21 protein-coding genes are annotated in these 25,163 nt (G+C 63.8%); 7 read left to right on the top strand and 14 right to left on the bottom strand.

Going from position 1 to position 25,163, the window contains the following annotated elements; translation table 11 throughout:
• The 4 genes from QQK16_RS06330 to QQK16_RS06345 all read left to right on the top strand — a co-directional run bounded on the left by QQK16_RS06330 (position 1) and on the right by QQK16_RS06345 (position 5,337).
• Positions 1-978: an ABC transporter permease gene (locus QQK16_RS06330; protein ID WP_284195579.1), complete on the top strand. Its 978-nt coding sequence runs from the start codon at positions 1-3 to the stop codon at positions 976-978.
• Positions 968-1,777 carry an ABC transporter permease gene (locus QQK16_RS06335; RefSeq protein ID WP_284195580.1) on the top strand — a complete coding sequence of 270 codons (810 nt, stop codon included), beginning with the start codon at positions 968-970 and terminating at the stop codon, positions 1,775-1,777. The genes QQK16_RS06330 and QQK16_RS06335 overlap by 11 nt, the downstream gene beginning before the upstream one ends.
• Before the next feature lie 20 nt (positions 1,778-1,797).
• Entirely contained in the window at positions 1,798-3,222 is a 1,425-nt protein-coding gene (locus tag QQK16_RS06340) for a gamma-aminobutyraldehyde dehydrogenase (RefSeq protein ID WP_284195581.1), read from the top strand.
• Positions 3,223-3,357: 135 nt separating this feature from the next.
• Positions 3,358-5,337 carry a helicase-related protein gene (locus tag QQK16_RS06345; RefSeq protein ID WP_284195582.1) on the top strand — a complete coding sequence of 660 codons (1,980 nt, stop codon included), beginning with the start codon at positions 3,358-3,360 and terminating at the stop codon, positions 5,335-5,337.
• A gap of 35 nt (positions 5,338-5,372) precedes the next feature.
• Here the strand turns inward: QQK16_RS06345 and QQK16_RS06350 are convergent, their stop codons facing one another.
• Together QQK16_RS06350 and QQK16_RS06355 are read right to left on the bottom strand one after the other, a co-directional pair.
• On the bottom strand, positions 5,373-6,764 hold the full coding sequence (locus QQK16_RS06350; RefSeq protein WP_284195583.1) for a sensor histidine kinase: 1,392 nt from the start codon (positions 6,762-6,764) through the stop codon (positions 5,373-5,375).
• Positions 6,761-7,417: a response regulator gene (locus QQK16_RS06355; RefSeq protein WP_284195584.1), complete on the bottom strand. Its 657-nt coding sequence runs from the start codon at positions 7,415-7,417 to the stop codon at positions 6,761-6,763. The genes QQK16_RS06350 and QQK16_RS06355 overlap by 4 nt, the downstream gene beginning before the upstream one ends.
• Positions 7,418-7,536: 119 nt before the next feature.
• Between QQK16_RS06355 and QQK16_RS06360 the strand changes: the two genes are divergently transcribed.
• Positions 7,537-8,766 (top strand): serine hydrolase domain-containing protein, encoded by a 1,230-nt coding sequence (locus tag QQK16_RS06360; RefSeq protein ID WP_284195585.1) that lies wholly within the window; start codon positions 7,537-7,539, stop codon positions 8,764-8,766.
• Between the two features lie 100 nt (positions 8,767-8,866).
• Here the strand turns inward: QQK16_RS06360 and QQK16_RS06365 are convergent, their stop codons facing one another.
• Positions 8,867-10,279: a hypothetical protein gene (locus tag QQK16_RS06365; RefSeq protein ID WP_284195586.1), complete on the bottom strand. Its 1,413-nt coding sequence runs from the start codon at positions 10,277-10,279 to the stop codon at positions 8,867-8,869.
• A complete protein-coding gene (locus tag QQK16_RS06370; RefSeq protein ID WP_284195587.1) occupies positions 10,276-11,526 on the bottom strand; it encodes an SPFH domain-containing protein in 1,251 nt (416 codons plus the stop codon). The genes QQK16_RS06365 and QQK16_RS06370 overlap by 4 nt, the downstream gene beginning before the upstream one ends.
• A gap of 243 nt (positions 11,527-11,769) precedes the next feature.
• Here QQK16_RS06370 and QQK16_RS06375 point away from each other — a divergent pair, with 243 nt between their 5' ends.
• Together QQK16_RS06375 and QQK16_RS06380 are read left to right on the top strand one after the other, a co-directional pair.
• Positions 11,770-12,480: a response regulator transcription factor gene (locus QQK16_RS06375; RefSeq protein ID WP_284195588.1), complete on the top strand. Its 711-nt coding sequence runs from the start codon at positions 11,770-11,772 to the stop codon at positions 12,478-12,480.
• A complete protein-coding gene (locus tag QQK16_RS06380) occupies positions 12,477-14,552 on the top strand; it encodes a sensor histidine kinase (protein WP_284195589.1) in 2,076 nt (691 codons plus the stop codon). Before QQK16_RS06375 ends, QQK16_RS06380 begins: the two co-directional genes overlap by 4 nt.
• Before the next feature lie 172 nt (positions 14,553-14,724).
• On the opposite strand, the gene QQK16_RS06385 is transcribed toward QQK16_RS06380, so the two are convergent.
• The 10 genes from QQK16_RS06385 to purD all read right to left on the bottom strand — a co-directional run bounded on the left by QQK16_RS06385 (position 14,725) and on the right by purD (position 24,810).
• A complete protein-coding gene (locus QQK16_RS06385) occupies positions 14,725-15,000 on the bottom strand; it encodes a hypothetical protein (protein WP_284195590.1) in 276 nt (91 codons plus the stop codon).
• 92 nt (positions 15,001-15,092) lie between these two features.
• Positions 15,093-15,701 carry a hypothetical protein gene (locus QQK16_RS06390; RefSeq protein ID WP_284195591.1) on the bottom strand — a complete coding sequence of 203 codons (609 nt, stop codon included), beginning with the start codon at positions 15,699-15,701 and terminating at the stop codon, positions 15,093-15,095.
• Positions 15,702-15,787: 86 nt separating this feature from the next.
• Positions 15,788-16,642: a transposase gene (locus QQK16_RS06395; protein WP_284195592.1), complete on the bottom strand. Its 855-nt coding sequence runs from the start codon at positions 16,640-16,642 to the stop codon at positions 15,788-15,790.
• Positions 16,614-19,070: a putative bifunctional diguanylate cyclase/phosphodiesterase gene (locus QQK16_RS06400; protein ID WP_284195593.1), complete on the bottom strand. Its 2,457-nt coding sequence runs from the start codon at positions 19,068-19,070 to the stop codon at positions 16,614-16,616. The genes QQK16_RS06395 and QQK16_RS06400 overlap by 29 nt, the downstream gene beginning before the upstream one ends.
• A 35-nt stretch (positions 19,071-19,105) precedes the next feature.
• A complete protein-coding gene (gene prfA, locus QQK16_RS06405) occupies positions 19,106-20,188 on the bottom strand; it encodes a peptide chain release factor 1 (protein ID WP_284195594.1) in 1,083 nt (360 codons plus the stop codon).
• Positions 20,185-20,628 carry a GNAT family N-acetyltransferase gene (locus tag QQK16_RS06410; protein ID WP_284195595.1) on the bottom strand — a complete coding sequence of 148 codons (444 nt, stop codon included), beginning with the start codon at positions 20,626-20,628 and terminating at the stop codon, positions 20,185-20,187. Before QQK16_RS06410 ends, prfA begins: the two co-directional genes overlap by 4 nt.
• Positions 20,629-20,630: 2 nt before the next feature.
• Positions 20,631-21,884, bottom strand: coding sequence for a glutamyl-tRNA reductase (gene hemA / locus QQK16_RS06415; protein ID WP_284195596.1), 1,254 nt, complete (start codon positions 21,882-21,884; stop codon positions 20,631-20,633).
• Positions 21,885-22,078: 194 nt separating this feature from the next.
• Positions 22,079-22,882, bottom strand: coding sequence for a transporter substrate-binding domain-containing protein (locus tag QQK16_RS06420; protein WP_284195597.1), 804 nt, complete (start codon positions 22,880-22,882; stop codon positions 22,079-22,081).
• Positions 22,883-23,062: 180 nt separating this feature from the next.
• A complete protein-coding gene (locus tag QQK16_RS06425; RefSeq protein ID WP_284195598.1) occupies positions 23,063-23,494 on the bottom strand; it encodes a hypothetical protein in 432 nt (143 codons plus the stop codon).
• A gap of 29 nt (positions 23,495-23,523) precedes the next feature.
• The gene (gene purD / locus QQK16_RS06430) at positions 23,524-24,810 is read right to left on the bottom strand and encodes a phosphoribosylamine--glycine ligase (RefSeq protein ID WP_284195599.1); all 1,287 of its coding nucleotides are present in this window, start codon (positions 24,808-24,810) and stop codon (positions 23,524-23,526) included.
• Between the last annotated feature and the right edge of the window lie 353 nt (positions 24,811-25,163).

Raw genomic sequence — 25,163 nt, forward strand, 5'->3', positions numbered from 1 at the left:
ATGGCTATCCCAGCCCCCGACCCGCTGCACCAGCATGGCCTGCCCACCGCCGGCATCAGGCGACGCCTGGCCAGCTTGCTGTACCGGCGCCAGACCCTGTTGCTGCTATTGCTGCTGACGCCACCTCTGCTGTGGTTCGGGGTGGTCTACCTGGGTTCGCTGCTGGCCCTGCTGATGCAGAGCTTCTATACCTTTGACGACTTCACCATGGCGGTGACGCCCGAACTGACGCTGGCCAACTTCCGCGCCATTGCCGATCCGGCCAACCCGCTGTTCGGCGCCAATATCGATATCGTATTGCGCACCCTGGGCATGGCGGCTGCCGTGACGGTGGCCTGCGCCCTGATTGCCTTCCCCATCGCCTATTACATGGCCCGCTACGCCAGGGGGTGGCAGAAAGGCTTTTTCTATATCGCGGTCATGGCGCCCATGTGGGCCAGCTATATCGTCAAGGCCTATTCCTGGACGGTGATCCTGGCCAAGGGTGGCATCGTCTACTGGCTGGTGCAGGCGCTGGGGCTGAATGCCGTGCTGGAGGCCGTGCTGAGCCTGCCGGTGGTGGGCGGCAGCTCGCTCTCCACCAGCAATCTGGGGCGCTTCATGGTATTCACCTATATCTGGCTGCCCTTCATGATACTGCCCATACAGGCGGCGCTGGAGCGGGTGCCGCTGTCGCTGCTGCAGGCATCCAGTGATCTGGGCGCTCGGCCGGCACAGACTTTCCGGACCGTCATGCTGCCGCTGGCCTTCCCAGGCGTGGTGGCAGGCTCCATCTTCACTTTCAGCCTGACCCTGGGCGACTTTATCGTGCCGCAGCTGGTCGGGCCGTCCGGCCTGTTCATCGGCAACTATGTCTACACCATGCAGGGCGCGGTGGGGAACATCCCCATGGCAGCGGCCTTTACCGTGGTACCGGTGCTGCTGATCAGCCTGTACCTGGCCCTGGCCAGGCGTCTGGGAGCCTTCGATGCACTCTGAAGCCCGTGCCCCTCTATGGCTCAAGCTGCTGGCCTATGGCGGCCTGGCCTTCCTGCATTTCCCCATCGTGGTGATTGCGCTGTATGCCTTCAACACCGAGGAATCCGCCTACAGCTTCCCCCTGCAGGGCTTTACCCTGGACTGGTTTGCCGCCGCCTTCGGCCGAGACGATGTGCTTGCCGCCATCTGGCTGTCGGTCAAGGTGGCTGCCGTGGCCACCCTGGCATCGCTGCTGCTGGGCACCATGGCGGCAGCGGCCTTGTACCGCCGCAGGTTCTGGGGCAAGGAGGCGCTGACCCTGATGCTGATACTGCCGATCGCCCTGCCCGGCATCATCACCGGCATCGCCCTGCTGTCGGCCTTCAAGCTGCTGGCCTGGGAGCCCTCGTTCTGGACCATCGCCATCGGCCACGCCACCTTCTGCGTGGTGGTGGTCTACAACAATGTGATTGCCCGCTTCCGCCGTAGCTCGCACAGCCTGGTCGAAGCCTCCATGGATCTGGGGGCAGATGGCTTCACCACCTTTCGCCATGTGGTGCTGCCGCAGCTGGCCACCGCCTTGCTGGCTGGCGGGTTGCTGGCCTTCGCCCTCAGCTTTGACGAGATCATCGTGACCACCTTCACGGCCGGCCACGAACGCACCCTGCCCATCTGGCTGCTCAACCAGCTGGGCCGGCCGCGCGATGTACCGATTACCAATGTGGTGGCGCTGACGGTGATGCTGATCACCATGGTTCCCGTCATCGCCGCCTGGAAGCTGACCCAGGGCACCGAAGCGGTGGCGGGCAGCGGCAAATAGCGTGCTTATCTGGAGACACCATGCAGACCCAACTCTTGATCAATGGCCAGTTTGTTGCTGGCGAGGGCGATGTGGAAGCCGTGCTCAACCCGGCCAGCGGCCAGGCCATCGCCCAGGTGGCCGAAGCCAGCCTGGCACAGGTACAGGCTGCGGTGGCGGCGGCGGAAGCCGCCTTTGCCGCCTGGGGCCGTACCACGCCCAAGGACAGGTCCACCGCCTTGCTGCGGCTGGCCGATGCCATCGAAGCACGCGCCACTGAGTTTGCCCAGCTGGAATCGCTCAACTGCGGCAAGCCCTATCTGTTTGCGCTGAATGACGAGATACCGGCCGTGGCCGATGTCTTCCGCTTTTTTGCCGGCGCGGTGCGCTGCCAGCAGGGCCAGGTGGCGGGCGAATACCTGCCGGGCTTTACCAGCATGATACGGCGCGACCCGCTAGGGGTGGTGGCCAGCATCGCGCCCTGGAACTACCCCTTGATGATGGCGGCCTGGAAGATCGCCCCCGCCATCGCTGCCGGCAATACCGTGGTGATCAAGCCCAGCGAACAGACGCCGCTGACCACCCTCAAGCTGGCCGAGCTGTTGGCCGAGCTGCTGCCGCCCGGCGTGGTCAACGTGGTCACCGGCCGGGGCGAGACGGTGGGCCGCCCGCTGATCTCGCAACCGCAGGTACGCATGATCTCGCTGACCGGCGATGTCGCCACCGGCCAGAAAATCCTGGAGACCGCCGCCCACAGTCTCAAGCGCACCCACCTGGAACTGGGCGGCAAGGCACCGGTGATTGTGTTCGACGATGCTGACCTGGATGAAGTGGTGGCAGGCGTACGCACCTTCGGCTATTACAACGCCGGCCAGGATTGCACGGCGGCCTGCCGCATCTATGCTGGCCCCCGCATCTACGACAAGCTGGTGGCCGATCTTTCCAGCGCGGTATCGGGCATCCGCTTTGGCGAACAGCACCTGGAAGGCGTGGAGATGGGCCCGCTGATCTCGGCGCGACAGCGCGACAGGGTGGCCGGCTTCGTGGAGCGGGCGGCCGCGCAGGCGCATATCGAGGTGACCGCTGGTGGCAGGGCCGGCGCGGGCAGCGGTTTTTTCTTCGAGCCCACGGTGGTGGCCGGTGCCCGCCAGGACGACGAGATCGTCCGGCGCGAGGTGTTCGGCCCGGTGGTGTCCATTACCCGTTTCGACGAGGTGGAGCAGGCGGTCAGCTGGGCCAATGATTCGGACTACGGCCTGGCCAGCTCGGTGTGGACCCGCGATGTGAACCGCGCCATGCAGGTGGCCAGCCGGCTGCAATACGGCTGCACCTGGATCAATACCCATTTCATGCTGGTGAACGAGATGCCGCATGGCGGCATGAAGAAGTCAGGCTATGGCAAGGATATGTCGCTGTACGCGCTGGAGGATTACAGCTGCGTGCGGCATGTGATGATCAAAGGTTGAAGGGCTATGCCCACCACGGGCCGGCTATCCGACCGGCGGTGAAGGTTACGACGGCCTACGCGGCGGAAATCGCTGGTGGCAATGGCCGTGCTTTGGTATACGCATGGCTGACTTCCCAGAAAGCACCGTATCTCCATGAATGACAGCAGCCAGAACGATATCGCCCCGACCGAAGCCACCGCCCTGAGCGACTACCTGGAGGCCCAGCAGGCCACCCTGGTGACCTCGGACGGCAGCTATGCCGTATCGGTGCATGGCGAGATCCTGGTGGGCAAGCGGGTGGTGCCCTACCACCTGATCCCGGACGATGGTTTTCTGGGCAAGGTCAGCAAATGGCGCAAGCTCGATATCGTCGAGCGGCTGGCCTTGCTGCAGTCGCGCTGGAATGCCGAGGCCCGCGCCCGGCTGGAAGCCCAGTTGGGCAAGTGCGCAGACCAGGTGGTCGCCATCGCCCACGAATACGAGCTGGACCCCAGCAGTGCCCTGCATGCGCTGCAGGCCAAGTACGAGCTGGCGCGGCTGCGCTGCATCGTGGCGCTCGATCGTATCGAGGCGGCCAAGGGCAACCGCGCCGCCACCCGCCAGGCCGAGAAGACCCGTGATGCGGTCAATCTGTCGCTCTACCCCGAATCCTTTACCACCGCTCAGGGCATGAAGCGGCATTTCATTGCCATCCTGGGGCCGACCAACTCGGGCAAGACCCATGCGGCCATGGAGCACCTGACCCGGGCCCGATCCGGCGTCTATCTGGCGCCGCTGCGCCTGCTGGCCCTGGAAAACTACAACCGACTGCTGGACGTGGGCGTGGCCGTCAGCCTGGTCACCGGCGAGCAGCGCAAGCTCCACCCCGAGGCGACCCATGTGGCCAGCACGGTGGAAATGCTCAATCCCAACCGGGTGATAGAGGTGGCGGTCATCGACGAGATACAGCTACTCGATGACCCCGACCGTGGTGCCGCCTGGACGGCAGCCGTCTGCGGCGTCCCTGCCAGCACCGTCTACCTGCTGGGCGCACTGGAGGCCGAAGAGGCCATACGTTCGCTGGTCAAACGGGTGGGCGGTACGCTGGAAGTACGCAAGATGGAGCGCAAATCGCCGCTGGAGATGGAAAAGCAGCCACTGGGCTCGCTGCGCAACCTCAAGCCCGGCGACGTGCTGATCGCCTTCTCCCGCCGCGAGGTGCTGAACTGGCGCGATCAGGTAATGGAACAGGGTTTTGCCGTCTCGGCCATCTACGGCAACCTCTCGCCCGAGGTACGGCAGGCCCAGGCCGAGCGCTTTATCGAAGGCGAGACCCAGATCGTGGTGGGCACCGACGCCATCGGCATGGGCCTCAACACCCCGGCGCGGCGGGTGATCTTTACTACCTCCAACAAATTCGACGGCTATGCCGAAGGGGTGATCGCCGCCCCGCTGGCCAAGCAGATCGCCGGCCGGGCCGGCCGCTATGGCGAGCATGCCGCCGGCTACGTGGCCGGGCTCGATGCCCACACCCACAAGACCATCACCGCCCTGCTTCGCGCCAAGCCCGAACCGCTGCCCGACACCGGCTTCTTTGTGGCGCCCAATCTCGATTACCTGGAACTGATCGCCAAGGCCACCGGCCAGACCAAGTTGCAGCCGCTGCTGGAGCTGTTTGCCAAGCACATCAATGTGCACGACGAGTTCTTCCTGCCCGCCAACCTGACCGAGCAGACCGAGAAAGCCCGCTGGCTGGACACCCTCAACCTCTCGCTGGCCGACCGCTTTACCCTGAGCCTGTGCCCGGTATCGACCAAGATACCGATGCTGGAACGTGCCCTGCAGGATTGGGCCCGCCACCGCGCCGAAAAACGCCGTGCCCCGCTGCTGCGGATGGAGGGCATGGGCGGCCGCAACGAATTGCAGTTCATGGAAGACAGCTGCAAGCTCTATGCCGCCTATGCCTGGCTGGGCTACCGCATGCCCGAGACCTTCCCGGACGAGGACATGGCGCAGATGCTGATGCAATCCACTTCGGAGAAGATCGACCGCATGCTGGCCATGCGCAATACCCGCCAACGCCAGGACAAGGAAAAGCGGCAGGGTAGGCGCGACGGCGGCGGTGCGGCCAAGTTCAAGGGGCGGCGGCGCTAGGCATCCATTTCTAGCCTGACGTGGCCAAGATAACATTATCGCAATGTCGGCGGTGGCGCTCCCGGTGCGCTCAAGGGGATGCTGACCGTAAAGCAGCAGCCCTTGCCTTGTAGGCCGGCCTCCAGCGTGATCTGGCCGCCCAGGCGCTGAATGGCCTGTTTGACGATAGCCAGGCCCAGCCCGGAGCCACTGCTGTCCAGGTGCTGGCCGCGATGGAAGCGCTCAAACACCATGTCCTGCTGCTCGGCTGCAATCCCTGGCCCATCGTCCCGAACACTCAGTAAAAGAGACTGCTGCGTCTGTTGCAGCGCGATGTCGATATGGCTGCCCTGCGGCGTGTAGCGGATGGCGTTGTCGAGTAGATTATGTATCACGCACTGGAAAGCCGATTCGGCCAACTGGCAGGGCAGATGGTCCGGTGTATCCAGCGCCAACTCCTGCTGTTTTGCGAAGGCCTTGGGGGCCTGCAGGGCAATTTCCTGGCGGAGCAATTGTGCGGCATCGAGCTGGCGCAGGGTTTGCGGGGCAGCGGGATCCAGCCGGGCCAGTTGCAATAGCTGCTGCACCAGGTGTGCGCAGCGGGCAATGGCATGCTCGAGTTGCTGTTTCGCCTCTTGCCGTTCGCTGGGTGTGGCGGCCAGGGTCAGTACATGGGCCTGGGCGGCAATGACCGCCATCGGGGTACGCAATTCATGGGCGGCGTCGTGTACAAAGCTGTGTTCACGGGCCACCTTGAGACGTAGCTGATCGAGCAGCTGATTCAGGGCATGATGCAGCGGTTTCAGTTCCTCATGGCGTACCGGCAGTGTGATGGGCGAGAGATCGTCGATGCTGCGTGCGGCAATGAATTGGGAGAACTGCCGCAAGGGCCGTATGCCCTGGCGCACGGCTATCCAGACTGGCAGTGCGATACAGGGAAACGCAATCAAAAGATACAGTGTCAAATCCTCGGCCAGCGATTGCAGCATCCAGCCGGCGTCCACCTGAGAGGCGGCCACGGTCAGGGTCCAGCGTGATGCGGTCACGGTATGCACCCGATAGCGGCGCCCCAGCAACTGCTGGTCCTGGATATGCTCCGCCTGCTGATTGAGCACCTGACCCGCGGCTTGGGTAGTCCGATACATGAGGCGGCCGTCCTGGTCGTATAGCTGGAACAGCACCAGGCTGGGTATGTCATTGCGCCGGTACATGCCATTGATCATGTTCGACGTCGTCTGCGTGGCGGCAACCGCCTCCTCGTCGCTTTTCAGCTGCAACAAGTTACTGCGCAGCTCGCTGGCGACATCGCGGAGGCCGGTATCCAGTTCGGTATCGCTATTGCCGGTGGTAAACATGACGGCCAGCAACAACAGCCACACCAATGAGAAGGCTGCCAGCAAGGCCAGGACAACCCGTCGGATGAGGGTGGGGCGAAATAGGCTGTTCATGCTTGCAGCAGATAGCCGACGCCGCGAATCGTGCGGATATGGCCGGCACCGATCTTGTTGCGCAGATTGCAGATATGCACCTCGATGGCGCTGAAATTGAGCGGCTCGCCCAAGGGTTCGAGGCGTTGCGCCAGTTCGCCCTTGGAGACGACCATGCCTGGCTCGCGGGCCAGCTCCAGCAGGATCTGGAACTCGCGGGGCGAGAGTTCGATCTCTGCTCCCGCCAGGCAGAGCCGGTGGCGCTTGGGTTCTATCTGCAAGGGGCCGATCTGCCAGGTTTCGCTGGCCTGTTGTGCGTAGCGACGCAGCACGGCACGTAGCCGTGACAGCAGTTCTGCGGTGGCAAAGGGTTTGACGATGAAATCATCGGCACCGCTATCGAGGCCGTGCAGGCGCTCTTCCAGGGTGGCCCGGGCGGTGAGGATGATGATGGGGACGGTGGCACCCTGCTTGCGCCAGGTATTGAGCAACTCAAAACCGCTGCCATCGGGCAGCGAGAGGTCGAGCAGGACACAGGCGTAATCCAGATCGGCTGGGTGTTGTGGTGCATCGGCACTGCGCCGCAGCCATTCACTGCTGAAACCGGCGGCTTTCAGGGATTTCTGCAGCGCGCTGCCCAAGTCTAGATCGTCTTCAATAAGGAGTACATGCATAGCCTGCAGTGTAGGCAGAGTCCCACCGTTTGGGCAGCCCCTGGCCGGGCCGTCTTAAGCTGGCGCAAAGCTTGGGTTTGGCACGATGGAGACCTTCTCACTCACAGGATGTCTGCATCATGCTGAAATCAAACTGCCTTGTTGAAAATCCCATTGCCCGAACAGTGGCACTTTGCCTGGTGCCCCTGGCTTTGTTGTCGGCCTGCAATGGCATTTCAGCCAAAACGAATGTGCAGGCCAGCTTGTGTGCGGCCAAGCAGCCTGGTGCATCGGTCAAGCAGATAAAAGCCTGTGAAGGGGACTTGCCTGCCAAGGTGGGCAAGGCCATGCAGGGCATACAGAAAAAACATGGCGTGACCGCCGCCACCATCTCGATCATGCATGACGGCCGGGTGCTGCATGAACAGGGTTATGGCTTTCTGGACGCGACCCAGCGTACCCCTTTGCCGGCCAATGCGCTGTTTGTCACCGCCAGCATCATTAAGCCGGTGACCGCCGCCGCTATACATAAGCTGGCAGCGGCGCGGCAGCTGTCATTGGACGACAAGGTGTTCTGCACGGTGGCAGGCCAAAGCTGCTGGCTGCCTGTGCCCCTCTCGCCAGAGGAGGCTTTCGATCCCCGGCTCAAGGACATCACCATCAGCCATCTGTTGGCCCACCAAGGCGGCTGGGATGCGTCGGTTTCCGGCGATGCCTTCATCGCCGAGGCCGTGATCCGGGCCGAGCTGGGCCTGAATGCACCGGCCCAGCAAGAGGACATCACCCGCTGGATGGTGCGACGGCCCCTGGATTACCAGCCAGGCAGTCAAATGGTGTACTCCAACTTTGGCTATATGCTGCTGGGGCGCATTATCGAGCAGGCCAGCAAGACGGCCTATGTCGACTATGTGTACGGCCAGATCTTGCAGCCTCTGGGTATTCCGCGCGAGGACTTCAAGCCCATGGCATCGCGCCTGAAGGATCACGATCCCCGCGAACCCAACTATCTGACTACCTTGCAGGTTCCCAGTGTGTTTGAGCCTGGCAAGATGGTGTCGGCGCTGGATGGGGCGGTGCGGGCGGAGAACTGGCAATCGACCGGTCTGGTGATCAGCACGGCCCATGCCATGGCGGCCTTTGCCGGTAAATATGAGGCGCCCAGCGGTCTGCCGCTGGCGGGTAAGACACACAACGGCGGTCACACCGGGGCGGTGCCCGGCCTCACCACGGTGATGCGCCAGCTGCCGTCGGGCATCAGCTTTGCCGTGATGCTCAATACGCGGGATGAATTACACAGCGATGGGCCGGGGTCGGTTGAATACAGCGCCCTGTACGACATCGAGAACGCGCTCAAGGAGGCGGGTCTGTAATGGTTGTTTGAGGGATGGCTGAGGATGCCGCCAAGTCTAGGGTTTGCCTCACTACTCCAAAGGGGGCGTGCCTTTCCCGCCCCCCGCTCCACGTGAAACATCAGCGCAAACTCACCGTCAAGCGCTTCCACGCTGCATCCTGCCAGCGGTAGAAAGTGCTCAGCGAGCTGGGTTGGTCGGCTTGCTTCAGCACCGTCATGCTGTCCAGGCTGATCAGCTGGAAGCTGCGCTGGTAGCGGCCTTGCACGCGGGCCTCGCGGGCGGCCAGCATCTGTTTGCTGCCTGGCACCCAGCCGGCAAACTCGATATAGCCGAGATCGGGGCCTTGGTCGGCCGGGGGGAGCACGCTCAGTACCCAGCCCTCGGGGGTTTGCTGGAATACCCACAGCTCGCGCCAGTTGGCCAGCGGTTGCACGGCCAGTGCCAGGGCTGTGCCGTCGGCGTTGCTGCGGGCCGAGGCGGTCCATACCGTGCCGTAGCTGCAGCGGCGGTAAAGCGAGGTGGGTGTTTTCTGGCGGGTGTCCTGCAATTGCACGCAGGTCTCGCCAGGCTGGCCGGGTTCGGTGACGATGCGCAGCTTGCCGGGGATGGCGGCCGTAGCGGTTTCGACGGCCCAGCGTGAGGCGCCCACGCGCATGGCGGCGTCGTTGTAGCTGGCCTGGTCGTCTTCGGCCAGCTCCTGCTTGTTGATGGCTGCCAGCTCATTGAGGGCGCGTTCGGCGGCAGACTGGAAGGCCTCGCCCCGCCGGTTGCGCTGGTAGGCGAGATTGGCCCAGATGCCGGCGCGGCGCAGGCGCAGCTGGTTCTTCAGCTGTTCGGGCAGCTTGTCGCTGGCGATGCGGTTGAGCAGGTCGGCGGCTTCGTTGTCGGCACTGTAGCGGGCCTGCGGATGCAGGTCGGCGCGCTGGCAGTCGGGCCGGGTCAGGGCCAAGGCGGCGCGGGCGCGTTGCTCGTCGGTGGCCGGCAGGCTCAGCACGCGGCGGTAGGCATCACCCTGGTAGCAGAGCTGGATGCGCTCGTCGCGCTCCAGGCTGGTCATGCTGATGCCGTAATGGGCGGCAACTTCCAGGTGGGCTGCCACCGTGGTATCGGTCGCCTTGGCCTGGCTGTTGCTGGCACGGCGGGCCAGCCGGTCTGCCATGTTGCCCAGTGCCTCGAAAGGCTCAGCAGTGATGCTCTGGGCCGGCGCGGCCTTAAGGTAGGCGGCGCTATAGGCGATGCCCAGGGCTTCGGCGCCGGGGGTGTCGCGCAGAAAGCGCACCACGCTCAGCAGTTCGGGTGCAGCGGCGGCATCCAGCTGGGTTTGGCGTACCTGGCTGGCCCGCACATAGCCGCCGCGTTCGCGCCGGTGATCCCAGACCTGCAGGTAGCCCAGGCGCTCGCCGCGGATTTCCAGGCTGTCGCCTTGCCACAGCACGGCCTGCTGCTGGGCGCTGTCCTTGGGGGCGGCACGCAGGGGGGCCTGGTTCTGGGTGACGATGGCCATGGCGGCCAGGGAGGCGATCAACATCATTCTGCTCCTGCTTCGCTGCTGCTCTCGGCATCGGCCTGGCGTGGGGCGTTTGGCAGTTTGCCGATCAGGCCCGAGCCGATAAAGCCACCATCAGCTGAGGGCGGGGCGATGATGACCGAGATATTGTCCGACAGCTTGTCGGCCAGGGTTTTCTGGATCAGCAGCGGATGCTTGGTGATGACGGCGCCATCGCGGGCCATCTGCTCGCTGCTGGTCTTGCCCAGCCGCTCCATGCGGTAGACCTCGGCATCGGCCAGCTTCTGGCGCGAGTCGGCCTCGCCGGCGGCTTCGATGCGGCGGGCCTGGGCGCTACCCTCGGCGGTCCGGATACGCGACTGCTTGTCGGCCTCGGCCTCCAACTGGCGCTGTTCTATCTGCTTCTGCTTGAAGGGCAGCACATGCTTCATGGCTTCCTCCTGGGCGCGGGCGGCGATGATCTGCTCGCTGGCGGCGGCCTCGGCTTCCTTCTGGCGGCGTACCTTCTCGGCCTCGGCGTCCAGTGCGGTGGCCTCCACCTGCTTGCCCTTGAGCTCCAGGGTGTAGCGCATCTTCTCGGTCTGCAGCTCTTCGGCCAGCAGGCTTTCCATGCCGACGCGGTATTCGGGCGGCAGGTCGACCTTGCCCATCTGCACGCTGCGCAGCTGTATGCCATCGGCAGCCAGGCGCGGCTTGAGTTCGGCCTCTATCACCTGCTGTATCTCGGCCCGCTTGCTGGAGAAGATCTGCCTCACGGTGTAGCGGGTGAAGGTCTTGTAGATGACGCCCTGCACTGCCGGTTCGACAATCTGGCCGCCGATGTCTTCCGGCAGCTTGCGGGCCATGGTGCCGACCTTGGTGGGGTCCAGGGTGTAGCGGATGGTGAGGTCTACCCCCAGCGACAGTCCTTCGATGGACTGGAATGGCGCCTCGCCGTTGGCGCGGCTGCTCTGCACCGGGCGGTAGACCTGATCACGCAGGCTGAAGCGGCGCATTTCGTGCAGCCCCGGCAGGACCAGCGCGCTGCCTTCGCGCAGCTCGGTCAGGCCGCCGGTAAGCCGGTTGCTGCGCACACCGATCTCGCCGTTGCCCAGGGTCTGGATGGGCGGGTGGGTATAGAGGCCGTAGCCGGCTGCCAGCAAGACGGCACCTGCCAGCAGCTTGCCCTTGTGTTGTGCCAGGCCGCTGGCGGCCAGTTGTCCGCCCTGGGCGGCCGGCTTGGCCAGCAGGTTACGGATGGCCAACGCCAGCTTCTTGATACGTTCCGACATGGTGTTACCCCTTGTATATGCGCTGTTGGAATCGCGGTCTGCAAGCCACCGCCGGTGGCCCGGGAGCAGTCCGCGTTGCCCTGCTCCTTGGGATGCATGTTGCGCGAGGGGCCGCGGAAATATCAAAGCCGGGCCGGGGTGAGTTTCATCCGCCGCCGGAAGAAAAACTCACACCGCCCTGGGCCGGTTCCATTCGATAATGGCGCATAGCAAAAACCGGCCCTATGGCCACGGAGCAAGGCCATGTTGAAGGTTGCCGTCGTAGAAGATGATCTGCCCACCAGCAACCAGCTGCGTGGCTGGATAGAGTCGGCCCGGCCCGGCATACAGGTGGACCAGTGGTTCAACCGGGACGACGCCGAGGCGGCCATCAGCCGCGAGCGGTATGACCTGGTGGTGCTGGATATCGAGCTGGGGCGCGAACGCCATGCCGGGGTGGCCATCATCAATGCCATCAACAAGGGCTCGGGCACGCCGGTGCTGGTGGTATCGGCCATGCCCGCCACCATCTACCGCAGCATCATGAAGGCGCTGGATGCCTGGGACTACCTGCAGAAGACCACCTTCGAGGAAGGCGACTTCATCGACACCTTCCTGGAAATACTGCGTGCCGCCAAGGACAGGCCCGGCCGCCAGGAAGCCCCCGCCGCCCTGCCCCAGGGCAATGAGCTGTCGCTGGACCCACTGCGCCAGAGCACGCCGATCTGGCGTGGCCAGCGCATCAACCTGCCGCTGACAGCCCAGCGCATCCTGGCCACGCTGTACCAGTGCCGGGGCCAGGTGGTGTCCTATGACGACCTGTTCCAGGTAGTGAAAAGCGGCCGCAACCGCGACAATATCCGCAAGCATGTCAGCACCCTGCGGGATGCCTTCCGCGAGATAGACCCGGCTTTCGACTGCATCGAGAACATACCCATGCGTGGTTTCCGCTGGGTAGACCAGGCCGGCCGATGAAGCCCGCCTGGTGGAGCCTGACACCCTACCGCCTGCGGCTGCTGTCGCGCGGGGCCTTCCTGCTGCTGGCGCTGGCAACGGTGGCGCTGGCGCTCTATGTGCTGCGCGAGGAAAAGCAGCTCAGCTACCGCAACTACCAATACGGCTTCAGCAAGACCCAGGCACAGATCGCTGCCAAGCTGCACCACCCGGCTGGTCAACTGGCCCTGCTCAACCCACGCACCGGCAATGACAACCTGGTCCCGCTGCGGCCCCTGCTGCTGCCCTATACCGCCATTGATTTCGACGACCAGTACAAGGTGCAGCAGGCAGTGGAGATGGCCGGCTGCCTGGTGCAGTATCGCGACGGCACACTCTGCACCGCCGTAGGCAGCAATCCCTGGGCCGGTGGTTTCGTCTATGTGGCAGGCAGCTTTGCCAGCAGCGAACTGGTGGCCCACGCGCGCGGTGAGGATGACCTGAGCCTGGCGCATCGGGTGCGGGTGGTGGTGACTTTGCGCGGCCAGACCTATCGCTGGATCGCCCCGTTCGAGCTGCTGGGCCAGGTCGACGCCAGGCCAGAGGCCGGCGTGCGCGGCCGGCTGACGGGGTTTGTCGATCGTGGCCGGGTCATGCCGGGCGCCCGGCCGGTGCGGGATTTCCGAGGCTGGATCTGGCAGGACGGCCATTGCGATACCGTCGGGCCCATGGGGCCGGTGGCCTGCAGCAAGCGGTCGTTCTTCTCGCTGCGCCTGCCGGTAGGGGTGCTGCGCGATGCCTTGTTCATGAAACAGAAGCTGGTCTGGCCGCCGGCCGATCTGGACCGGATACAGGTACATGTGCAGGTGCTGCCGCCAGGCGAAGGCCCGCCCCTGCTCGATAGCAACAGCCCGGAAGCCACCCTGCCCTTTGCCCTGACTGATCTCGCGCCGCTGCTGTTGCCCGGCGAGCAGTTACGCCTGCGCAAGCTGCCCGATGCCGGCCAGCCTGATCTGCTGCAGCTGACCGGCGTGGCGGACGAACCCTACCAGCCCTCGCGCCTGATCAGCAGTGTGATCCGGCGGCTGGCGGTGGCCGGCTATGATCAGCCACTGGAAGCGCGCGAGACCATCGCCACCCCGCTGGGCAGCTACCAGCTGATACTGACGGGCGATGTGCGCAGCGTGAACCGCAACCTGGCGGTGGTGGCCACCCGGGTATCGTGGTTTGTCGGTGCCATGCTGCTAGCCATCATGCTGGCCTGGCTGGCGATAGAGATAGGCATCATCCGCCGCATCACGGTGCTGACCCGGCGGGCGGCCTCGGTGTCGCGCACCGTGCGGGGGGTAGGCGAGCTGGACCAGATAGACCTGAGCGACCTGCGCGGCCATGACGAGCTGGGCGTGCTGGCCGCCGGCCTGGCCGACCTGCTGCAGCGGGTAAAGGAAGACGTCGCCCGCGAACATATCCGCGCCGAGCAGGAAAAGGACATGTGGCATGCCGTGGGACACGAGATCATGTCGCCGCTGCAGTCGCTGATGGCCCTGCACGGCGGCAGCGACGACGACAGCAGCCGCTATATCCACCGCATGCAGCAGGCCATCCGGGTGCTCTATGGCACGGCCTCGCCCAGCGAGGCCTTCCAGTCCACCACCCTGCAGGCGCAGGCCATCGATATCGCCGCCTTCTTGCAGCATGTGGCGGCCAATGCCCCCAGCGCAGGCATCGTCGAAGTCCACTACCAGGGCCCGGCAGGCCCACTATGGGCCCGTGCCGACGAATACCCGCTGGAGGACGTGGTCACCCATGTGCTGCGCAACGCCGACCGCTATCGCCCCGCAGGCAGCCACATCACCCTGCAACTGCAGGCCAGCGACACCGCCGTGACCGTGGCCATACGCAACCAGGGGCCGGCCATCGCCGAGGACATGCTGGACAAGATCTTCGAATATGGCGTATCAGACCAAGCCGAATCCGGCGCCCTGGGCAACCGCGGCCAGGGCCTGTTTGTCGCCAAAACCTATATGGCCAAGATGGGCGGCACCATCACGGCGCACAATCTGGATGATGGCGTGTGCTTTGAGTTGGTGTTGCAGCGGGCGGTGGGGGCTTGAGTGGCATCAATTGCCCCGCCATTCAATTCCATCATTCGTGGACGACCTTTGAGGGAGTCCAACGCATCTAACCCCTCTAACCCCTCCTCATAAGAAACCATGAGGTCTTGTTATTTGCACTCCATGGCTGTTTAGAATATGCAAAATACAAGACCCCACGGTCGCACGTTCGCTAAAGCATCGCTACTCGCCGAACCGCTGATAACCTTTCCAACAGAGCCAATCCCACCGAGTCATTCGCCTCCACAACCCTCCCGAGCTGCGCAACAAAATAGTCTTTCACATCTTGCGGCAGCACCTCCCAGAAGTCTTTGTCGTTCACTCCACCATCGAAAAGCGGGAGAGCGAACCAAAAGAATTCACTTGCTGTGTACGTTCCGGCTTCGTACAGCGGCAAGACTTCAGCCAGTTTAGCTTGCCACTCAACTTTGCTCATTTTCAGTTTCATCGCCGTCTCAGAATTATTTGGTCAGCGTATGTCAAAGTGCCAGCAGAGGGACCCCAAATGCGTAGCATTTGTGTGTCCGGTTGACTGCCGTGTTAGGTACCGGGTACTTCCGATAACCATGTAACAGGTACGGGCTTGTTATGGGTGCTTCTGTCAAAACCAAATTTGATCTCATAGACTTTGCCGGGCAGCACTTTCCCTTTGAGTTTTGATACCCCTTTCAAAACGAATAACCCTCCGCCATACTCGCCGATGACCGGCGAAATATTAGCACCTTTCGGTGCAGTCCAGGCTGGCCCCCCAGCATCATGAACTGTAAAGCCATGGCTAACTTCGATTTCGAATTCATGCTCACCAGGCGGAACATAGAGCGAACCGAAGTAACCAATGGAAAGCGTATACGTGCTTTTTTCATTGACTCTGCGAATCAACATGATTCCTCCTGGGACTACCGTAGGATGCAATATGGCAGCTTTTTCCGGCGCAATGCTATTTGCAATTAGGATGGTTTTGGGTCCGCCTGTTGCACAGCCCATAAGAGAAATTACAATGACCAGTGCAGCAGCGTATATTTTCATGGCGTTCATTTCTTTCTTTGTGAGCGAATAAGTGAAGAGGGAGGCATCTAACGAGGCTGTAGAAAAAGGGCTCAACGAGCGAGGTGTAGCTTCCCCTGTTCCGGGGGCTGAATTTTTGATCATGTCTCAGCGTCGTCTCATGGGATCTTCCAAGTGAGTCAGGCGTGCGCCAGGGGTCCTCGCGGCAAACCACCCAACTTAAGCCAGCCTCAGCCCAACAATCCTTTCCGCGATCCGGTCCACGGCTTGGGCGAGCAGATCAACCGCCCGAGAGGTGCGCAACGGTAACAGCGGCAGAATAGGCTTGAGCACCGTATGGGCTTAAGCATCGCCTGTGCGGCCAGGCTGGTCAAGACCTGCAGGTTGTCGCACAGCACCCGGGCCGCAAAGTCCTGCGCGACCGCCAAGTGCGACAGGCCCGACACGTGCTCGAGGTTCAGGCGACACTTGAGCCGCTTGAACGCCTCCTCGATGCGCCAGCGCTGGTGATAAAGGTCGCCGAACAACGTGGCCGGAAAGGCGGCAGAATCAAGCAGATTGCTCATCAGGACGCTTACCTGACTGTTTGGTGTGAGGTGGCGTATCAGGTGCATGGTCTGCGGCGTGGCCGGGCAGTCGTAGTCAGCGGCATTGCTGCGGTTCGGTGCCGTCAGTATGACCATGCGCTCGGCCTCCCCGCTGCGCAGTAAGTCATGTACACATGCATAGCCCGAGCCAACGACCCGCATGCAGAAGCGGATGCTGCGCTGGTTCAGGGCTGCCACCAGCCAGCGGGCGGCATTGCCGCGATCAAGCAGCAGCAGATCATCGTGACCAAGGCGGTCGAGCTGCTCGAACAGCATCTGTCGCTCGTTCTCCAGCGGGCCGCGCAAGGCGCCTGCCAGCATCAAATCAGCACCGGGCAGATGCAGGCAGAAGGCGAGTTGATCGCGCATGGCAGCGTGCGGCACATGGTTGATGCGCAGCCCAAAGCGCAGGGAAGAGCCATCGCCGGCGACCAGGCACAAGCCACGCCAGCGCGGTATCAGCGGATTGCTATGCGGTTTGCCGCTCCGGCACCACATAGGGCTGATTCAGCAGCAGCCATTCCTCGAAGGCCGGCACCGGTAGTGGCGGGCTCAGCAGGTAGCCCTGGACTTCGTCGCAGCCGGTGTCGCAGACCATATGCCATTCCTCTTCGTTTTCCACCCCTTCGACGATGGTCTTCAGGCCCAGGGTGTGCGACAGGGCCACGATGGCGCGTATCAGGGTGGCGCCCTGGGGGTTGCGGCGGCAGTTGCTGACGAAGGAGCGGTCTATCTTGATTTCGCTGACCGGCATGGCCTGCAGGTAGGCCAGTGAGGAGTTGCCGGTGCCGAAGTCGTCCAGCGCCAGCTGGAAGCCCAGCGTACGCAGCGCCTGCATGCTGCTGATGGCGAGCTTGGGGTCGCGCATCACTTCGCTCTCGGTGATCTCCAGCGTCAGCAGGTGCGGGTTGGCCTTGCTATGCTGCAGGAACTCGGCCACATAGGCGGGCAGGCTGGGGTCGGCCAGGTCGGCGGCCGAGAGGTTGAGCGATAGCCGCAGAGGTTCGCCCTGTAGTTGCCAGTGCTTGGCCAGCTTGAGCGATTCCACCAGTACCCAGCGGGTCAATTCCACAATCAGGCCGGTTTTCTCGGCGTAGGGCAGGAAATCGTGCGGGGATACCAGGCCCAGCGTGGGATGTTGCCAGCGCAGCAGCACTTCGGCGCCGGTGACCAGGCCGGTGCGACTGACTACCTTGGGCTGCAGGTAGAGCTGCAGCTGGTTTTGCGCCATGGCGGCACGCAGGGCGGACAGCAGGCTGAGCTGGAAGCGCAGGTCGCGCTCCAGCGCGCCATGGTAGACCTGAGCGTGCTGTTTCTCCTGCTTGGCATGGCCAAGGGCAATTTCGGCGCGGCGCATCAGGAGCTCGATATCGTTGCCATGGGCCGGGTGCAGTGCGCCTGCCAGCCGTAGGCGGATATCGACCTGCTGCTCATCCACCACCAGCGGCTGGCGTGTCAGGGTGCTGGCCAACAACTGCAGCGAGCCGGCGCTGGCGCCATCGTCCAGCAGGGTGGCGAACTGGTTGCCGCCTACGCGGGCCAAGGGGCTGTTGGGCCCCAGCTTGCGGCGCAGGCGCTCGGCGGTTTCCTGCAGCACCCGGTCGCCGGTGTCGTAGCCCAGGGTTTCGTTGATGGCGGCAAAGCCGGCGATATCGAACAGCACCAGGGTACGGGCGCGCTGGTTGTCCTGTGCCAGCAACTGGTCGCCTTCAAGCAGAAAGCTGCTGCGGTTGGCGAGGCCGGTGGTGCGGTCTGTCATGGTGGCCCGCTCGCGGCTGTGGCGCAGGCGGGCAGCGCGGTCGGCCAGGGCCAGCGAGAAGATCACGGCTTGCAGCAGGAAGGCGGCCTGGCGGGCATGGGCCGTGTCTATCCAGTCCGGCAGCAGGCCCACGGCCTGCAGGCCATGGCTCAACTGCCCCAGCCAGGCTGGGTAACCCGCCAGCAGGTCGATACGCAGCAGCAGTACACCGCACCAGATCAGCACGATGGGCGACCAGCCGGCCAGGTAGAAGCCGCCGCCACGGAAATCGCCGGCCCGCAGGGCGACCAGGCCGGGCACCAGCATGGCCAGCATGGTCACCAGCGCCACCAGGTTGTAGTACTGCACCACCCAGGCCGCCAGGGCGGGCACCAGGCCCATCAGGGTGTAGCCCAGTACCAGCCAGCCCAGGCCACGCAGGTAGCGGGCCAGGCGGGGGGCGTGCTGCTGCAGGTTGGTAAAGCCCAGGCTGAAGCGCAGGCCGGTAAACAGGGCCAGGCCATAGCTGCCCAGCAGCAAGGCCTGGCTCAGCTGTGGATGGCTGATGGCCAGGCCGGTGGGGCTGATGGCATGGCCGCTGAGCAGGCTCCACAGCAGGGCCAGCATCAGCGTTAGAGCGGTGTACCAGCCGGTGGTGGTGTCGCGCAGGGCATAGGCAAACATGCCGCTGACCAGGCCCATGGCAAACAGCAGGGTCAGCAGGGCGCTGCGGATCTGCGCATCGCGGGATTCCTGGGCCAGCATGTCGGCTGGCGGTTCCATGCTGATATGCACGGTACTGCCTATGGGCAGGTGCATGTCCAGCCTGGCCTGGGCCCATTCGCCGGGGTACAGGGCCAGGGCGGCGCTGCGGGCGCTGCGCCATATTTGGGGAGCCACATGCCGGTTGGGGCCGGCCGGTTCGCTGCTGACCGTGCTTTGCGGGACGCTGCGCACGGTTAGCCAGAGCGGGGCGGGGCTGCTGGCTGGCAGATAGGCCCGGATTTGGCAGACCCGCTGCAAGTCGTGGTCAGTTTCCAGCAGGTGCAGCTTGCCATCGGTAGGCAGCGGCTGCCAGGCAGAGACGCCTGGGGCACAGCGGTACTGTATGGGCGGACTGGCCTGCGCTAGCCCCGGCAGGGCCAGCAGCAGCCATAGCAGTAACTGGAACAGGGCGGCTGGCTTCATCGGATGGTGCCTGACATGGTCGCCGCCGGTTCCGTTTAGACCTGCTCGGCCATGGCGGCCAGCAATTCGGCCTGATGTTCGGCCATCAGGGCATCGGTCAGCTCGAACAGATCGCCATCCATCACATAGTCGAGCTTGTACAAGGTCAGGTTGATGCGGTGGTCGGTGATACGGCCCTGCGGGAAGTTATAGGTACGTATCCGTTCGCTGCGGTCGCCTGAGCCGACCAGGGACTTGCGCATGGCAGCTTCCTTGGCGTGGGCCTCGCGCTCCTGCCTGTCCTTGATGCGGGCAGCCAGCACCTGCATGGCGCGGGCCTTGTTCTGGTGCTGGCTGCGGCCGTCCTGGCACTCCACCACCAGGCCGGTAGGGAAGTGGGTGATGCGGATGGCCGAGTCGGTCTTGTTGATATGCTGGCCGCCCGCGCCACTGGCGCGGAAGGTATCGATGCGGATATCGGCGGGGTTGATGTTCACCTCCTCCAGCTCGTCCGCTTCCGGCATCACGGCCACGGTACAGGCCGAGGTATGGATGCGGCCCTGCGATTCGGTGGCGGGCACGCGCTGCACGCGGTGGCCGCCGCTCTCGAACTTGAGCTTGGAATAGGCGCCCAGGCCGGCAATACGGACGATGACTTCCTTGTAGCCGCCCAGGTCCGATTCGGAGGCCGAGACGATCTCGGCCTGCCAGCGATTACGCTCGGCAAAGCGGGTGTACATGCGGAACAGGTCACCCGCGAAAAGGGCCGATTCGTCGCCACCGGTACCGGCGCGGATTTCCAGAAAGATATTGCGCTCGTCGTTGGGGTCCTTCGGCAGCAGTGCCTTCTGCAGCTCGGTTTCCAGGGCTTCCAGCCGGCCTGCGCCATCGGCCAGTTCGGCCTCGGCCAACTCCTTCATGTCCGGGTCGTCCAGCATCTCGCGTGCGGTGGCGAGATCGGCCTCGGTCTGGCAGAAGGATTGGTACAGCTCGACCACCGGGGTCAGTTCGGCGTGCTCACGGCTCAACTTACGGAAGTTGTCCATGTCGCGAGTGGCTTCTTCGCTGGCGAGCAGCTGGCCGACTTCCTCCAGCCGGTCGGCCAGTTGCGACAGCTTGTTGGCGATGCTGGGTTTCATGATGAGGTGTAGATATCCAGGTGGGCCCGCTCCATCCAGCGCTCGGGGGCAGCCAGGGGCGTAAAGCCGTATTGTTGGTAAAGGCCGTGGGCGTCGCCGGTCAGCAGTATCCAGCGACGCAGGCCTTGCAGGTCGGGGTGGCTGATGATGCTGTCCATCAGCCATTTGGAGAGCCCCTGGCCACGGTGGTCAGGGGCGATGAATACATCGCCCAGATAGGCGATGGTGGCGTAGTCGCTGATCACCCTGGCAAAGCCTACCTGCTGCCCATGGTGATAGACGCCAAAACACAGCGCGCCCTCTACCGAGCGGCGAAAGGTCGCCAGGGGGATATCCTTGGCCCAGTAGGTGCTGGCGATATAGGCGTGGCACTGGGCCAGGTCCAGCCTGGCCGGGTCGGTATCGATCTGGTACTCGCCATACGTTAGGGGAAAGACCATGCTCAGTCTCCCTCGTGCAGGTGGTAGAGCCGGCGCACGGCATCGATCAGCTCGCCATGCTGGCTGGCGTCGGCCTGGTTGAGTGCGGCCAGCGGCGCGTGCAGCAGCTTGTTGCTGAGCGACAGCGACAGCGATTCCAGCACGGCGGCCGGGTCCTCGCCCTTGGCCAGCAGCTTGGTGGCACGGTCCAGCTCATGCCGGCGTAGCCGCTCGGCCTGATCCTTGAGTGCCCTGATGGTGGGTACCAGGGCGCGATTGTCCAGCCACTGCATGAACTCATCGGCACTGCGCTCGACGATGCCATCGGCTTCCACCACGGCGTGCTGCCGCTCCGCCCTGCCCTGCCGCACCACTTCCGACAGATCATCGACGGTGTAGAGGTAGACGTCGGGCAGGGCACCCACCTCGGGCTCCACATCTCGCGGTACGGCCAGATCCACCATGAAGACAGGTCGGTGCTTGCGCACCTTGATGGCCCGTTCGACCGCGCCCAGGCCGATGATGGGCAACTGGCTGGCGGTGCTGGTGACCACGATGTCGTATTGCGGCAGGCGGTCCGGCAGCTCGGCCAGAGCGAAGGCATCGCCACCGAACTGGCTGGCCAGCGCCTGGCCACGCTCCAGTGTGCGGTTGGCTACCGACAGCCGGCGTGGTTTGCGGGCAGCGAAATGGGTGGCGCACAGCTCTATCATCTCGCCCGCGCCGATAAACAGCACATTCAGGTCGGCGATATCGGGGAACAGGCGCTCGGCCAGCTTGACCCCGGCGGCGGCCATGGACACCGAATTGGCGCCTATGCCCGTTTCGCTGCGGACGGCCTTGGCGACCGAGAAGGCTTTCTGGAACAGGCCGTTGAGCGAGGAGCCCAGGCCACCAGCCTCCTGCGCCTCGCGCACGGCGTCCTTGAGCTGGCCCAGTATCTGGGTCTCGCCCAGCACCATGGAATCCAGCCCCGACGCCACCCTGAACACATGCCGCACGGCCTCGCGATCGGGCAGGCGGTACAGATAGGGGGCGATACTGGCTGCATCCAGCTGGCGCGAGGCGGCCAGCCAGTTCAGCAGGGTGGCTTCATCGCGTGCCGCCGCGTACAGCTCGGTGCGGTTGCAGGTAGAGACGATGGCCGCCTCGTGCACGCCCTTCTGCGCCGTCAGTTCGGCCACCGCCGCAGCCAGTTCCTCGGGTGCGAAGGCGAGCTTCTCCCGCACCGCGATGGGCGCAGTCTCATGATTGAGGCCGAGGGCAAACAGGGACATGCGAGGGAGGCGGGACGGGAAAGGGCCTGAATTTTACCCCAGGCGGGCCCTTGCGAGCCAGAAAGGCTTTTGCGGCAAATACTTGGCCTGCAGGCCGGCGGCGGTGGTGCTGACACCAAGCGGTGGATAAGCGTGGCGCCAGCTAGCAAAAAGCCCGGTCAGACCGGGCTTTCAGGTGCGGTGAGTTCAAACGCTTACTTGGCGTTGATCTTGAACAGGCGCATCAGGGGGGCGTTGGAGTTGGGGCCAAACCAGCGATCAAAGATCTTGGCGGCTTCACCCGACTGCTCCATGGCGACGATGGTCTTGTTGACCTCTTCCAGCAGGCGCTTTTCGCCCTTGCGCACGGCAATGCCATAGACTTCCAGCGAGATGGTGACGTTGGGTATCTCGTACTGGGCCTTGTTGGGCATCTTGTTCAAGAGGCCGGCCAGGATGGGCTCGTCGGTACTGACCGCATCGAGCTGGCCCTTGCCCAGCGCAACGAAGGCTTCGTCGTAATCGCCGAACAGCACCATATTGGCGCCGGGCATTTCACGCGCCAACTGCTTGGCCGAGGTCGAACCGGTGACGGTGCCGATGGTGGCGCTGGTCAGGTCTTCAATCGAGTTGACCTTGCCTTTGCGGACGACGAACTTCTGGCCGGTGATGAAATAGCCGTAGCTGAAATCCACCTGCTTTTCGCGCTCAGCGTTCTTGGTCATCGTGGCGATGATCAGATCCACTTCCTTGTTCTGCAGCTTGGGTACGCGTTGGGCCGATTCCACGCCCTTGACGATCAGGTTGACGCCAAGCTTCTTGGCGATGGCCGCGGCGAAGTCCACGTCATAGCCGGAGATGGTCTGGGTCTTGGTGTTCAGCACACCGAAAGGGGGGGTGGAATCCTTCACGCCGACCACCAGGGTGCCGCGTTTCTTGATCTCGTCCAGATCGTCCGCCACAGCAGGTGACAGCATGCACAGCCCCAGCAGGGCGGTCAGCAACAGTTTGATTTTCATAGGTTTGCTCCGTATTCGACATGGGCGGTCGTGCCAATGTCATTGTGGTCGCGACCATAGTTCAGTACAAATGCACCGCCTATTAGGGAAAGCGTAGATAAGGATACGGTAATAGAAAAGCCCACTCGGATGAGCGGGCCAGGGTGATTGCCGCCAAGCGAGGCTGGAGGCGGCGGACGGTCAGAACCGGAGCGGGATGGTGAACTTGCGGGCGCCCAGTGATTCGCCATCCAGAAAGGCCTCGACAAAGACGGCACTGTCGGTTTTACGCATCAATTCCTGCACCAAGCGCTCCGGTATCTGCACCAGGCCTGCGTTTTTGTCGGGTACATAGCTGCCGTTGAAATCGCGGGTATTGATGCCCATGGATTTCAGCAAGGGTCCATCGGTGGCAGAAAAACGCAGGGTAAGGGCCGAGTCATCGCGCGGTGGGTGCTGTTCGCGGGTGGTCTTGCCCAGCTCTATCCAGACCGGCCAATGGCCCGCCATACGGCGGGCCTGGGCGGTGGTCTGGACGGGCGAGCGGGCGCCGGGCTCCTTGGCTGCGCCGCTGCTGAACAGCGAGGAGAAGGCACTGAGGAGACGGGAAAACCAACTCTGATCGCTTGCCATGGCCTACCTAACGATGAGGGGAGCGTGGGTCAGCTGCCGGCCGGCTTACGGGCAATGGCCCGATGGCCGATATCACGGCGGCACTGCATACCTTCAAAGTGTATGCCGTCTATGACTTCATAGGCGCCCTTTTGTGCCATCTTCACGCTGTCGCCCAACGCGGTGACGCAAAGTACGCGGCCGCCATTGGTGACGATCTTCTCGCCCTGCTGCGCCGTACCGGCATGGAACACCAGCACGTCTTCTGCCTGGGTGTCTGGCAGGCCGTGTATCACGTCGCCCTTGCGCGGGGCGTCGGGGTAGCCGCCGGCTGCCAGTACCACGCCCAGCGCGACACGACGGTCCCATTCGGCCTCAGTCTGGTCCAGCGTCTGGTTGACGGCGTGCTCCAGCAGCATGACAAAGTCGGTCTTGAGGCGTGCCATGATGGGCTGGGTTTCCGGGTCGCCCATGCGGCAGTTGAACTCCACCACGCTGACCGCGCCCTCGTCATCCACCATCAGGCCGGCGTAAAGAAAGCCGGTGTACGGTATGCCGTCACGGGCCATGCCGGCCACGGTGGGCAGTATCACCTCGCGCATGGCGCGGGCGTGGACTTCGGGTGTGACCACCGGGGCGGGCGAATAGGCGCCCATGCCGCCGGTATTGGGGCCTTCGTCATTCTCTTTCAGGCGCTTGTGGTCCTGTGAGCTGGCCAGGGCCAGCACATGGCGGCCATCCACCATCACGATAAAGCTGGCTTCCTCGCCCTTGAGGAAATCCTCTATCACCACCCGGGCGCCTGCATCGCCCATCTTGTTGTCCAGCAGCATGCTGTCGATGGCGGCGTGCGCTTCAGCCAAGGTCATGGCCACGATCACGCCCTTGCCGGCAGCAAGACCATCGGCCTTGATGACGATGGGGGCGCCACGGCCCTCCACATAGGCATGGGCTTCAGTGGCATCAGCAAAGGTGCGGTACTGGGCGGTAGGGATGCCATGGCGAGTCATGAAGGCCTTGGCGAAATCCTTGGAGCTTTCCAGCTGGGCGGCGGCGCGGGTGGGGCCGAATATCTTCAGGCCGGCCTCACGGAAGGCATCGACCACGCCAGCCGCCAGGGGGGCCTCGGGGCCGACCACGGTCAGGGCCACGTTTTCGCGCTGGGCAAAGGCCACCAGCTCGGGGATGCTGGTGACATCGACATTGGTGAGGCCGGCTTCACGGGCGGTGCCGGGGTTACCGGGCGCCACGAAGACCTTGCTGACGCGGGGGGACTGGGCAATTTTCCAGGCCAGGGCGTGTTCGCGGCCGCCGGAGCCGATGACGAGTACGTTCATGCTTGCCTCATAGGGGTAAGGAGTGAGGCTTGCCCGCTGCTGGCAGCTGGCAAGCCTTACTGCTCACCGGGCCGATGTTCCACATGGAACCTTGGCCCAGATACCTGCTTGCGTGTTGCACTTGGCGCCTCCCACGCACCTTGCAAGGTGGACTTCCGTCGCGGCGGCGAGGGAGGTGGGTGTGTGCTCGACCGGGGAAGAGCCTACTGGTTCAGACTGCGCTGGCGTTTAGCGCCAGGGTTTCCCTGGCGCCTGCGCCGTCCGATACCACCCATCTATGACTTGCGTCCATACCAAGCGCTCAAGCCCATTCAAAATGATGACGAGCGTGAGCGAGGCTCCCGCGCGGCGGC

Source organism: Chitinimonas prasina (assembly GCF_030160395.1).
In the GTDB taxonomy this organism is placed as follows: Bacteria; Pseudomonadota; Gammaproteobacteria; order Burkholderiales; family Chitinimonadaceae; genus Chitinimonas; species Chitinimonas prasina.